At 32.6% G+C, this 14,180-nt stretch carries 8 protein-coding genes; all 8 read left to right on the top strand.

From position 1 onward, the window contains the following. Positions 1–15: 15 nt before the first annotated feature. Positions 16–477 carry a hypothetical protein gene (locus QLS71_RS07945; RefSeq protein WP_308993690.1) on the top strand — a complete coding sequence of 154 codons (462 nt, stop codon included), beginning with the start codon at positions 16–18 and terminating at the stop codon, positions 475–477. A 16-nt stretch (positions 478–493) separates the two neighbouring features. Continuing rightward, a complete protein-coding gene (locus QLS71_RS07950) occupies positions 494–1,423 on the top strand; it encodes a hypothetical protein (RefSeq protein ID WP_308993691.1) in 930 nt (309 codons plus the stop codon). Position 1,424: 1 nt separating this feature from the next. Further along, positions 1,425–1,910 (top strand): hypothetical protein, encoded by a 486-nt coding sequence (locus QLS71_RS07955; protein ID WP_348636615.1) that lies wholly within the window; start codon positions 1,425–1,427, stop codon positions 1,908–1,910. Next, positions 1,910–2,416, top strand: coding sequence for an OmpH family outer membrane protein (locus tag QLS71_RS07960; protein WP_308993693.1), 507 nt, complete (start codon positions 1,910–1,912; stop codon positions 2,414–2,416). Before QLS71_RS07955 ends, QLS71_RS07960 begins: the two co-directional genes overlap by 1 nt. Before the next feature lie 88 nt (positions 2,417–2,504). Further along, entirely contained in the window at positions 2,505–3,113 is a 609-nt protein-coding gene (locus QLS71_RS07965) for a hypothetical protein (protein WP_308993694.1), read from the top strand. Between the two features lie 212 nt (positions 3,114–3,325). Beyond that, positions 3,326–9,457, top strand: coding sequence for a thrombospondin type 3 repeat-containing protein (locus QLS71_RS07970; RefSeq protein ID WP_308993695.1), 6,132 nt, complete (start codon positions 3,326–3,328; stop codon positions 9,455–9,457). A gap of 12 nt (positions 9,458–9,469) precedes the next feature. Further along, positions 9,470–13,453 carry an immunoglobulin domain-containing protein gene (locus QLS71_RS07975; protein WP_308993696.1) on the top strand — a complete coding sequence of 1,328 codons (3,984 nt, stop codon included), beginning with the start codon at positions 9,470–9,472 and terminating at the stop codon, positions 13,451–13,453. Positions 13,454–13,514: 61 nt separating this feature from the next. Further along, entirely contained in the window at positions 13,515–14,177 is a 663-nt protein-coding gene (locus QLS71_RS07980) for a hypothetical protein (RefSeq protein WP_308993697.1), read from the top strand. The last annotated feature ends 3 nt before the right edge of the window (positions 14,178–14,180 follow it).

Below are 14,180 nucleotides of genomic sequence, written 5' to 3' on the forward strand. Positions count from 1 at the left end.
TTTATATTGCTATTTATGGCATCCTACAAAAAAACGTTCAAGCATACCTTAAGCGCAAGAAAAGAATTGAATTCTGTTAACGAAAAGTTGTTTAATAATGAAAATTCATTGGAAGATCTTTATAATTTAAATAACGACATAAGCAACTTAAACAAAACTATTGGAGGACAAACCTCAAACCCAGAAGTGGTTCAGCAAAAACTACTAGATTTTATTTCGAAAAATAATTATAATGTAAACATTGTTTCTATTGAAGATGTTCATTTATTTTCAGACAATGAGTTTTTAATTTATTCAAACCAAATTGAACTTGAAGGCACTTTCAGCAACCTAATAAATATTCTATACGAAATTGAAAAACACTTTAAAAATTCAAGGGTAGTAAGTACTCAATTGTATTCAAAAAAAAACTATAGAACCAATACTAAAAATCTTTTTTTAAAAATTATTTTACAGAACTATGAAAACACTAAATAATACAATAATAATATTAATGTTAACGACATTACTATTTTCTTGTGACGATATTTTGGAAGAAAATATTACAGATGATATAGTTCAAACAAGTTCACCTAGCGAAGGTGTAACTATTGATGGTAATACTGTTCAGTTTTCATGGTTTGTATTAGATGGTGCAGATGATTATAGAATTCAAATCATTAAAGGAAGCCAAGTGGTTGAGGTAGATTCTTTAATAACTACTAATACTTTTAATTACATTCTAAACCCTGGCAACTATCAATGGCAAGTTAGGGGAGAAAATTTTGCTTATAGCACAGCATACACCTTTCCTGTAAATTTTTCTGTAAAAATATCTGATGATTTATCTAATCAGAAAGTTTCTTTATTAACCCCTTCAATTGACTTTTATACTAATAATGCTAATCTTACATGCACATGGGAAAAGTTTACCACAGCGACTTCTTATAATTTTGAATTAATTAAAAATTTAAGTGGAGAACAAACAGTTCTTCAACAACCAGACCTGTCTACTAATAGCTATACCATAGATGCTAGCAAGTTTGATGAAGACGCTAAGTATATTTGGAAGGTAAAAGCGTTGAATGCAACTTCAGAAACCGAAACCGTGTTTTCACAAAGATCCATATTTATAGATAGAGTAGCTCCAAATCAACCTGTTTTAACATTGCCTGCAGATCAAGGAACTACTACTACAAAAACAGTAACATTTAGCTGGACAAATGGCACAGATTCAGGAAACGTAAAATCTACGATTACATATACTATAGAAGTGGCCTCAGATATTAATTTCAATACCACAATCCATTCAGCAAAGATAACAACCAATACCTATCAATATACTTTTGTTACAGCGGGAACATATCATTGGAGAGTAAAAGCAATAGATAAAGCTACTAATGCAAGCGATTATAGTATCGCTAGATCGGTAGTTGTTCAATAAAATGAAAAAAAAATACTTGAACATAACGCTGATAGTACTCTTAATAATTATTTGGAGCTCTGTTTTCTACAAATATTTTGGAGGGAATAAATCTTCTATAAAAAGTAATGAAGCTATTAGTTCGACAATAAACTACAAGCAAAAATATGCTATTGCAAAGGATACTTTTCAACTTAGCTTAATAGATAGAGATCCTTTTGGTATATCTAGTAGAATGATAAAAACACCGATAGCAAAAAAAACAGTAAATAAGCCAAAAGTTACAGCAAAAACCATTCAGAAAAACATTGTTTGGCCAAATATTACTTACCATGGTTTTGTTAAAGGTGAAAATGAGACTACACGATTAATTTTATTAAAAATAGATAAAATACTCTTCAGAAAAAGAGAAAAGGAGATAGTGAATGATATTACTTTGGTAAAAGCTTATAATGATTCGTTAATAGTTTCATTAAATAATAATAAAAAAACAATAAAAAAACAATAATGAACAAACTAAACATACACGCAACTATCAATTCAATCTTATTATTAACATTGGTAGTTTTTGGTTTCTATTTTTACCTAGACAGAAACAAACAAGAAATAGTTTACATTGATAACATCAAGCTTTTCAATGGCTTTAATATGACTAAAGACATTAAGAGTATTGAAGAAGCAAAAATTAACAAACAAGGAAAAGAGTTAGATAGCTTATATGCTATTTTTCAATCAGTAACTAATAAAGAAGCTGTGGCATTTAAAAATTTACAACAACAAATTGCTTATAAAAGCAAAGCTATTCAAGAGCTTCAAGATAATTATACACATCAATTAAGCAATACCATTTGGGATAGGCTAAATAGTTATATTAAAGAATATGCCCAAACCAAAAAATTTAAAATTATTGTAGGAACAAGCGGCAATGGCAATGTTATGTACGGGGATGAAACTACAGATATTACAACACAAATTTTAAAATTTTCAAATATAAAATATGAGGGTAACAATTAAGGGTTATCCTTAATTATTTAACGGAAAATCCTTACTTGGTTTTTTTAGGTTTTAGGTAGTTTTAATAAAATTTTAACACCTAAAGCTAATGAAGTTTTTTAAGAGGTATGGCTCTATAATATTATTAGTCTCTTTGTTTGTATTTGGAGGCATGTTTCTACTTGAAAAATATAAAACTCCAAAAGCCAATAATATTGCTGAATACAAATTCTTCAGTTTACATCAAGAAAATTGGAAATCCAAACGGGTAAACCAATTTGTTAATGATATTAATTATACAGCGACCGAAGTACCTATTCAATATTACCTCTTAAAAAACAACCCTGATGATTCTGCTAAAATAGATTCTCTTTATCAAATTAATGCCAAGGAGCGCATTATAGAAATAGAGTTTCAACATGTAAATGAAGCTGATTTATTGCTCGAAGATTACACAAAAAGAAATTATGACGATGCTGTAAAATATATGGCATTTACTATTGAGAAAGATTTTACGGTAGTAACATCTTCCAATGACACCATACCATGTTCTGGTGTAAATTTTGAGCGTAATTTTAAAATAGCACCTTTTAAACGGGCGCTTCTTTATTTTAATAATATAAATCCCAGCGATAAAATAAAACTGATATACCAAGATTATTTGTTCGGGAATGGCATTATAAAATTCAATTTAACGGATATACCCTTAAAGGTTTAGAATTATGAAATTTACATTTTTATTAGTTTATGCTATTATTTCAATAGCTAAAAATTATAGAAGTAAACAGGATTGAGTTGGGAATGATAGATATAAAATTCTTAAAAAAAATTGAAGGATTAACACTTTATATTTTAACCAAAAAAATCAATTGGATTTGTAACAGAAAAAAAAATAAAGGATAATTACTAAAAATTATAATCAACATCATTATGATTCACACTATTAGAACCAGTAAGTTTTCAAAAATTATAGCCAGTTATTTAGCAATACAATTGCTTATTACAACGGTACAACCATCTAATTTATTTGCATTAACAAGCGGTCCTTCACAGCCTGAGTTTAACGCATTTACCCCTATAGGCACTTCCGATATGGTAAACCTTTCTACGGGAGATTTTAATTATAACATACCTATTATGGATGTTGGAGGTTACCCATTAAACTTGGCTTATGACTCTGGATTGACTATGGATCAAGAAGCTTCATGGGTAGGTTTGGGTTGGAACTTGAACGTAGGTCAAATAAATAGGCAGGTTCGTGGTATCCCAGATGATTTTAAGGGTGATGAAATAACTTATGAAAAAAACTTAAAACCTAATGTTACGGTGGGAATTAGTGCTCAAGCATCTCCTCAAGTTTTTGGTTTTGAAACCGAAGACTATGTGAAAGCATCTTTAGGTCTAGGTATTAAATACAATAACTATAATGGTATTAGTTTTACCCCATCCTATGGTTTATCATTTGATTTAGGTGATTATGTAACGGTGGGGATGAATGTTCAGGCATCTGCGACCGAAGGTGCAACTATTTCCCCAAAAGTTAGTGCTAAAGCAAACCTGCCAATTATTGAAAGTATGTCGGTTAATGGTGGTTTAAATGCGGGACTTTCATATAATTCTAATAAAGGGTTAACATCTTATAGTTTAAATGCTACTATAAGTCCTGCATTTAAGAACAATCTTGTCAATGCAATTTTAAATGAAACAAAAACAGGTATGGGAACGGTTACTGGAAACTTGTCTTTTTCAAACCCTGTAACACTTACCCCCAGAAAACGTACAGCCTTTCAAGATTTTAATAGTACCTTTTCTTTTTCTGTAGGAGGAACTGCATGGGGGATAGATGGCGAATTAGAAATATCAGCAACAGCATCTGTTCAAAAAATTAAAGATAAAACAAAAACAGAAAAAGCTTTTGGCTATGAATTTACAGGGCAAGCTACGTCAAATGATGTTCTAGATTATAATAGAGAAAATGACAGAACCATAAGTAAAAACTTATTGGCATTGCCCTATGCTAATTACACCTATGATTTGTATAGTGTTAATGGCCAAGGAGCTACTGGTATGTTTAGGTCGCATCGTGGTCAAATAGGGCAAATTTATGATGAATATGTAGAGGATGAAAGTAAGGGGTTTAGTCTAGGTGTTGAAATTGAAGGAGGTGCTGGATGGCATTATGGAGGTAATTTTGTAGTTGCTCCATCTAAAAGTTATACAGGAGTATGGCGAACCAAAGCGTCTAACTCATTTAAAAACGATAATGAAAATGCAAAAAACAGTGCTTCTAATTTTGATTATGAACCTGTGTATTTTAAATATGTAGGAGAAAATAAGGTAGATGATGAACGCTCTCTTTACACAGACCGATTACACAGTGACAAAGCTATGGCACTTAAAATAGGCGGCGTTGGTTTTGATAAGTATGCAGATACCCGTTTTAGAGTAAAAGATTATGAATTTAGTAGTAATGTTCCAACAGAAGACCTTAAATCATTTTCAGGTAATTTTAAAAGAACCAAACGCGATGTGCGTAATCAATCCATTCAAAAAATCACTGTTGGAGAATTAAAGAATTTCTATACTGAAGGGTATGGACAACAACGAATTAATACTTATGCTAAAGATAAACCCCATCATACAGCAGAAATCAGAGTGTTAAAACCAGATGGTGCCACCTATGTATTTGGCGAAACAGCTTATAATATAGAGAAACAGGAAGTTACTTTTGCTACTGATAATACTGGAGATTGTGCTACAGGAATTGTTACTTACAAAACAGGAGAAAATTCTATAAACAATAGTGCAGGAATTGATCATTTTTATGATAATGTAAAAACACCTGCATATGCGCATACCTATTTGTTATCATCTGTTTTATCATCCGATTACGAAGATATAAAAGGAGATGGACCAACCGATGACGATTTAGGAGCTTACACACTGTTCGAATATGTAACACCAGATAATGTTCCTTTCCAATGGCGTGTTCCTTATGGAATGAACGAAGCTTCTTACAATGAAGGTTTAAGAAGTAATCCATCCGATCAAAAAGGGAGCTATATCTATGGTCAAAAAGAAATAAAATATATAAGAAAGATTGAGACTAAAACACATGTTGCTATTTTTGATTTATCCCCACGAAAAGATGCTCGCGGTGTTGCTGGAAAAAATGGGGGGGCACCAGCTTCCGGTCAGGAATTGTATAAAATAAACACCATTCGCCTATATTCAAAACCAGAATATAAATTGTTTCAAAAAGAACTTGAAGATAACATTCCAAGTAATGACCCTAGTATCCAACAATTATCTCCTATAAAAACAGCGCATTTTATATACGATTATTCTTTGTGTAAAAATATAAACAACAATTTAGGAGGAGATTTAGATGCCTATGAACTTAGTAACGATTTAGGAAAACTAACTCTTAAACAAGTATATTTTACATACAGAACTTCTTTAATGGGTAAACACACTCCTTATACTTTTAGCTATAGTAAAACAAATCCAGATTACAGTTTAAAAGCCTTTGATATTTGGGGTAATTACAAACCAAATAATGGTAGTTGCAGTACTGATGATCCTATTACTACAACTTCTGAATTCCCTTTTGTTGATCAACAAAACAAACAGACCCAAGATGCGTATGCAACTGCGTGGTCTTTAAGCTCTATTGGTTTGCCTTCTGGAGGCTCTATAGATTTAACTTACGAAAGTGATGATTACCAGTATGTACAAGATAAACCAACGATGCAAATGTTTAAGGTGGTTGGTGCAGGTAGTAATAGTACTTCAGGGAGTCCCGAGAGCGATCATTTACTTTACGATGGTTCATATGAAGCTAAATATTTATATGTCAAGTTACCAGAGGAAAATACAGTTATTACTCCTCAAGAATTTAAAGAAAAATATTTAAAAGGTCAAGATAATAAGCCCATTTACTTTCGATTTTTAATGAATATGACAAGAAAGGGAGCATTGAATACAGCAAGTCGTGATTACGATTACGTAACTGGGTATTTTGAGAGGGATGGTGATGTTAATGTATTCCAACAGAATGAATCAATTTATGCTGCTATCCCCATGCAATGGACGCCAATGGAAGGAGGTCTTAATGGAGACGTTGAAAGAAATCCTATTACTAAAGCAGGTTTATATTTTGCTAGAACATATTTAAATGACATTGCATTTGGTTTAAATGGGGATTATCGTACTGAAAATGTTGTAACCATTGCTAAAAAATTGGTTTCTAGTATTGGTGCTATTGGTCAAATTTTTCTAGGCCCTAATGAAGCCTTAAGAAATAAATTATGTTCCCAACAATTTATTTCAGAAAAATCATGGATTCGTTTGTCAACCCCTAAAGCTTATAAACTAGGTGGTGGTTCACGTATTAAGCAGCTGGTAATGAATGACCATTGGAATACTATGACGACCGGTGGTACATTACAAACTTATGGACAAACTTATGATTATACATTAGAAGACAATACTACCAGTGGTGTAGCTGCTTTCGAGCCTAATGATAGTGCAGAAAATCCATTTGTAGAACCTTTTTATAATAATGGAGAACGTTTAATTGCACCAAGGGAAGTTAGTTATGTAGAAAAACCTTTTGGAAAAGCCTTTTTTCCTTATTCAAAAGTCACTTATAGCAGAGTCACTGTAAAAAATATAAATAGAGCCGATATTACAAGACATGCTACGGGAAAAGTAGTTTCAGAGTTTTATACAACTAAAGACTTTCCAACTAAAGTCGATTATACAGATATTGAAAATAGTTATAATAGCAATCAAAATAACGTACTAAGACAACTTATAGGTGGGCTTTTGGGACTGCCCGTAAAAGTTAAAAATGAGTTTACTTTATCACAGGGTTATGCTATACATACCAATGATATGGATGGGAAAATGAGAGCCCAAAAAGTATTTCAAGAAGGCATGGACGCTCCAATATCATCAGTAAGCTATCATTATAGTACAGAACGAAATGCTTTAGATAATGTATTACCTGTTATTGCAAAAGATGGCTCTGTAAGCAATAAGGAAATTGGTGTAGATTATGATGTTATTAACGACTTTAGAGAAGCCTATTCAAAATCGGAAACAAAAGGACTCAATGTAAATGTAGCGGCATTTTTTCTTAGTATTTTTCCGGTAGTTATTCCTACCTCATTCCCCGTTTACACCAAGCACGAAAACATAGCTCACAGTGTCATCACGACCAAAGTAATTCATACCACAGCTATTTTAAAAGAAAAAGTAGCTAGAGACCTTGGATCAAAAGTATCTACAGTCAATGAAGCTTGGGATGCCGAAACGGGAGAGGTTATACTAACCAAAACAATTAATGAATTTGACGATGCCTATTACAATTTTAACTTCCCAGCCTATTGGGCATATAACAACATGGGGCAAGCATCAAGAAATTTAGGGCTTCAAGGTACTTTAGAATATACTGGTGATTATTTTGCACTTGCTAATGCAAATGCCAGTGAATATTTGACATTGGGTGATGAAATTATGACTAGTGATGGTAAACGACTTTGGGTTGTAGAATTCAATAATACAGGAACAGGTGTATTGCTTATGAATCGTTTGGGAGGGGTTGTTAATAGAGAAGGAGGACAATCCATACAAGAAAATATAGATTTTAAAATAGTAAGATCTGGCTATCGAAATCAACAAACGGGCAATATGGCATCTGTTACTATGATGAAAAACCCACTAAATGCATTAGTTAACGGAAAAATTGACACAGCAAGTTTTACTCAATCTTCAGAAGGTTTAGCTTCCAACAATTTACGGATAATAAATGCAAGTGCAGTAGCTTATAACGATTTTTGGAACTGCCAATGCGAAAACAATTTACCATTTATTCCCAATGCAAATCTAAATGAAGATACATTGGCTGAATTGTCAATAGAAAAATATCTATTTAATCCTTATTTATATAATGTAAAAGACGAATGGCGTGCAGAAAAATCTTATGCATATTTAACAGAACGAACCGACGTAAAAGAAGGTACAGTCACTTCCAAAAAGAATACCAGAAAAGAAGGTTACTTTAAACATTTTAAGCCTTATTACGCTTTTAATGGAAATCAATGGGAACTAAATATAGATGCCACACCAAATTGGACTTTTGCGAGTGAAGTAACCCAATATAGTCCGTATGGAGCAGAACTAGAAAATAAAGATGCGTTAAACCGATATTCATCCGCACAATATGGTTACAATTTCTCATTACCAACAGCAGTCGCTTCTAATAGTAAATACCGCTATATGGGAGGGGATAATTTTGAAGATTACGACTTCAATAATACAAATGAAGGGCATTTTGGATACAAGAATATTGTTTATCAAGATGGTGATAGAGGTATTGTGGTTTCCAATAAATATGCGCATACAGGTAATTCGAGTTTATTGATTACTCCTGATAATTCTCGAGCTAGCTTACCTGTCGAGCTTATAGGACAAAGTCCAGTTATAGAGGATTCTGATGGTGATGGTTGGCTTGATACGGTAGATGTTTGTCCTTATACACCCAATCCCGACCAAGATGATTATGATAAAGATGGTATTGGTGATGCCTGTGATGATAATGCAATACCCAAAATCACTAATATAGTAATAACAGGACAATTTTCTTGGTGGCGTAAACAAGCAAGTTTCACAATTCAAGGAAAACCAAATGATATAATAAGAGGTAAAATAATTGAAGTTAAACACGGTGCCCATGGTTGGAAAGCATCTTTTAATGGTGGAAATCAAATATCCAAATCAATGGAGTTTAGTATTCAGCTAGATGCCACAGGTAGAGCAAATAATATTTTAGAAATGGGCATTACTGCTCCTTCTAAAAAACGAAAAAGGAGTCAAAGAAATTATACTACTATTGAATTTATATTACTTAATAAATATCCTAGTTTATATAATAACAAATACCGAGATACTCCAGTTTCTTCTAGTATTGGGGTAAGGTTAGAGGTTGTAGGGTATAAAGATATTAATTCTGGTAAAACTTCTGGTGCTACACCTATTTTTCAATCTCAGCTATAAAATATTTATATCATGAAAATTATATTCCATAAAACTATTCTTGTACTATTTTTTATATTAAGTGGAACCTATAGCTTTGGACAAACATGTATAGTGCCGCAAAGTGAGCGCGACGCTTTAGTTGCATTCTATAATGCTACCAATGGACCAAACTGGACAAATAATACGAATTGGAATACTGCAGCTGCAGTTTGTGATTGGTATGGGGTTACTGTAAGCAATGGGTCTGTTGCTTCAATTGTTTTAGAAAACAATAATCTAAATGGAACAATTCCTGCAAGTATAGATGATCTTACAAATTTAAATTACTTAAATCTTTATGTTAATAACTTAACAGGAATTATACCATCAAGTATAGGAAACTTATCCAATCTTACAGATTTACGCTTAAGTAGAAATCAGTTAACAGGAACTATTCCAAGTGAGATAGGAAATCTTAAAAATTTAAATATTATATATATTAGTAATAATCAATTTTCAGGTAATATACCTTCAGAATTAGGTTTGTTACCTAATCTATCAGAGCTATCATTACATAAAAACCAGCTAACTGGTAGCATTCCTGTAAGTTTTGGTGGTCTCACAGGGTTGAATTTTTTACATCTTCATGATAATCAATTGTCAGGAGCTTTACCTTCTGGATTAACAACATTAAATAATTTAAGAGGGTTCAAGTTTGAAAACAACAAATTTGTTTTTGAGGATTTTGAAGCTATACATGCTACTTTAGAAAACAATATCTCTAGCTTTTATGTTTACAGTCCCCAAGCCAAAGTAGATTTAGAGGAAACTATAAACTTAACAGAAGGCTCGAGCTATACCTTTACCACCAGTTTGAGTAGTGCAAATAACAGTTACCAATGGTATAAAGATGGTGTTGCAATTTCTGGAGCAACAAGTAAAGACTATACTATAAATACATTAGGATTAACAGATAGCGGTGTATACCATGTAATAGCTACAAATAGTATAATTACGGGATTAACTTTAGAACGAAATACGCTAACGCTTTCGGTAACAGCAGATACGTTGCCATTAACTAAATATTGTTATACAGCAGAATGCGGGAATTGTCCAGATGGAATCATTAATTATTTTGATGAATATGGAGTTCAACAAACATTAACAATAACATATAACGATGGTGTTGTTAGCGTAATGTCAAGTAGCCAACCAATAATTTCAGATTATGTTTCTTTAGTCACTTGCCCAACGAATATTCCTCCTTATGTTGATGCAGGTGTTTATGCTTCATTAATATTTCCTTCAAATTCATTTATACTTAATGGTTCTCAAAGTTATGATTCCGATGGAACAATAGTGTCTTATTTATGGTCAAAAATTAGTGGAGGAACGGCAATATTTGCTGATTCTAACTCTTCAATTACAGAAGTAACCCTTCTGGAAGTAGGAACTTATGTATTTGAACTTACTGTTATTGATGATGATGGAGCTATATCGACGGATACAGCTATTGTATTTGTTTTAGCTGAAAATGAAGAATATACGTTGCCTTTAATTAAATATTGTTATGCTGGATGTGCGAATTGTCCAGATGGAATTATTGAGTATTTTAATGAATATGGAGTTCAACAAACATTAGCAATAACATATGATGATGGTGTAGTTAGTATAATGTCCAGTAGTCAACCAATAATTTCAGAATATGTATCTTTAGTCACTTGCTCAACTAATAGTCCTCCTTTTGCTAATGCAGGTGTTGATGGTTCCATAGTATATCCTTCAAATTCATTTATACTTAATGGAACTAGAAGTTATGATTCTGATGGAATAATAGTATCTTATCTATGGACAAAGATTAGCGGGGGAACGGTTATGTTTGCTGATGTTAATTCTTATAGAACAGAAGTATCATCTCTGGAAACAGGAACATATGTATTTCAGCTTACTGTTACTGATGATGACGGAGCGATATCAACAGATACAGTTACTGTATTTGTTTTAGAAGTAGGTCAAGAAAATAGCTTTTGTTCTAGTGAGTGGGAAAACTATCCAACTGTTGCGAACTTAATACCTTCTGGTTCCAGTGTATTTTGGTATGCCACTGAAACAGGAGGAGTGCCATATAATACTACTGACGAGCTTATTGACGAAGCTATTAATTTCGGAGGCGTTACCTATTGGTGGGATGATACGACTGATAATATATTAACCCGAACGGCTACTACAGTAATGATAGATCAAGGCACCCCCACACATAATTATGAAGATGAATATCAGTTTTTACCAACGAATGCTACAATTGCCAATTTGCAGATGTCGGGTACTAATATACAATGGTTTAATTCTGCATTTAGCCAAACTCCATTAAATCCTACAAATTTATTAGAACATGGGGCCACATATTATGTTGAAGATGTTGGCATATCCACTTGTAGATTAGCAGTAGAAGTTTATGTAGGAACAGTTCCGCCTATATCCGATAATATACAATACATATGCCCTGGTGCAACTTTAAATGATTTAGTTATAATACCAGAGATAGGGGCAACACTGGTTTGGTACGACTCAGATACAGAAGGGAACGCACTTTCAAATACAACACTTTTGCAAGAAGATATTACCTATTACGCTGCACAGATAGGTGCGGATACCTTTGAGAGTTTTGAGCGCACACCCATAACTGTACTCTTTAATGGGGTAAGCACTCCCATATTACCTTCTGGTATTCAGAAATTTTATAGCAATCAAGAACACACTGTGGCTAATTTGTTAGCAAAAGGTAGTAATGTCAAGTGGTACAGTCAATCTTTGGGAGGTAGTTTGTATGATAGTACAACCATATTACAAGATAATACAACTTACTATGCGCAACAAACTGATGGCAACTGCATAAGTGAACGTATTCCTGTTGTTGTGGATATTTTAGATGAAGAACTTCCAACAATAATTAGTTGCGAAAAGTTTAAGCCACAATTGGGAGGACACTATGTAATAAGTGGTTGGGTAAGAGAACAAGGGGCTTCAGCTACGCCAGGAGAAATACATGATTTTACTGAAGTTAGTGATCTTTTTGTAGAGTTATTGAATCATTTGAAGAACAAAGTGTTAAGTGATAATCTTTTCGAACTTGATATTCCATCAGATGTGTATATACCAGAATCTAATATAGATTTTGATCCACTTATCCCATTTGTTCAAGAAATACAATCTGATGAACTTAAGCTTACAGTGTATGATTTTAAACGAATAGAAGACGATTTCGGAGGGGTAGATAAAGGAAGAACTATTGGATTTAGTTTTTATTTAAATAAAAGCAAAACACGTTTTTTTGAATATAGAACTCCAGAAATAACAGTCGAATTATGCCCTAATTGTAATGCAGGCTTTAAAGGATCGGCAAGATTTAATTATCCGTTATTAGGAAATGATTTAGGTGCTCTAAACTTTACAAATGCCCGAGTAAGTAACGGAATTCTTTATGTTACACAATCTTTTAATGCATCTAACCCATCTTTAGTTATTAATAATCAAGAAATACAAATATCAGGGACTTCTATGTTGTCAGAATCTATTACTTATTATGATTATAATGAAGGATCAAACTACCAACCAGTCAATTATGAATATGCTCAAATAGAACTTACTTATATAGGGGGAGATGATTTAGAAATGACAAATGAAACTTTAATATTTTCATCACAAGGAGCAATTATAGATGGTTGGCAACGCGTATTAGGAGAGTTTACTATCCCTGTGGATGCAAAACTCTTAAATATTAACCTAAAAAGTAATTCTACTAGCGTTAACACCTATTTCGATGATATACGCATACATCCATTTGATAGTAACATGAAAACGTTTGTGTATCATCCCGAAACACAGCGTTTAATGTCCGAATTAGATGAAAATAATTATGCCACATTCTATGAATATGATTTAGAGGGTGGACTTGTAAGGGTTAAGAAAGAAACCGAAAAAGGAGTTTATACCATTCAAGAAACAAGATCTGGAAATGTTAAAGCAACAAATTAAGATGAGAAAAAGAATTAAAAATTTGATATGCCTAAGTCTGATGGTAGTAAGCGCTCTGGCAATGAAAGCACAACAACCAAATGCGGCTCAAACATTAGCTAAAGTAGAAGCTTATTATAAAACAGCTAAAACATTTAATTTAGACGTTGAATATGCTATGTATAAAGGGTATACGGGCACGTATCTTACTGAATCCTATAAAGGCAGTATGCATAAAAATGGTGACGTAACCCAATTAAAAGTATTAGGATCTGAAATATTACAGTTTCCAAAGGTGCAACTAACTATTATTGATGAAAACAAAACAGTTGTTTTTAGCCCAATAACTAATAAAAACTTACAAAAATCACCAGTAGACATATCTGTATTTTTAAAGTTTTATAAAGAAGTATCCACACAAGTTTCTGGGAATACCATTATTCATGAATTGGTGGTAAAGAATATCCAACTACCAGTTCCGTATAATAAAATAATTCTACATGTTAATAAAACTGACTTTAGTATTCAAAAGCAAGTATTATATCTATCAACAAAAATGCCCTTTGTAGATGAAGAAGGAAAAGATACAGAAGATGTTGGGCGTATGGTTATTACGTTTAAAACAAATCCCATGTCCATAAAAACACCTCAATTACAAAATTATGTGGTTTTAGAACCTAATAAAAAACCGTGCTTGGCTAAGGCTTATGCAGCTTATACTATAATAGATCAATCAAATATTTAAATG

This window comes from Mariniflexile litorale (assembly GCF_031128465.2).
GTDB classification, from domain to species: domain Bacteria; phylum Bacteroidota; class Bacteroidia; order Flavobacteriales; family Flavobacteriaceae; genus Mariniflexile; species Mariniflexile litorale.

Bases quoted from the DNA above. Each gene is read 5' to 3' on its own strand.
- QLS71_RS07945 (WP_308993690.1), top strand. From the start codon at position 16: ATGGCATCCTACAAAAAAACGTTCAAGCATACCTTAAGCGCAAGAAAA.
- QLS71_RS07950 (WP_308993691.1), top strand. From the start codon at position 494: ATGTTAACGACATTACTATTTTCTTGTGACGATATTTTGGAAGAAAAT.
- QLS71_RS07955 (WP_348636615.1), top strand. From the start codon at position 1,425: ATGAAAAAAAAATACTTGAACATAACGCTGATAGTACTCTTAATAATT.
- QLS71_RS07960 (WP_308993693.1), top strand. From the start codon at position 1,910: ATGAACAAACTAAACATACACGCAACTATCAATTCAATCTTATTATTA.
- QLS71_RS07965 (WP_308993694.1), top strand. From the start codon at position 2,505: ATGAAGTTTTTTAAGAGGTATGGCTCTATAATATTATTAGTCTCTTTG.
- QLS71_RS07970 (WP_308993695.1), top strand. From the start codon at position 3,326: ATGATTCACACTATTAGAACCAGTAAGTTTTCAAAAATTATAGCCAGT.
- QLS71_RS07975 (WP_308993696.1), top strand. From the start codon at position 9,470: ATGAAAATTATATTCCATAAAACTATTCTTGTACTATTTTTTATATTA.
- QLS71_RS07980 (WP_308993697.1), top strand. From the start codon at position 13,515: ATGAAAGCACAACAACCAAATGCGGCTCAAACATTAGCTAAAGTAGAA.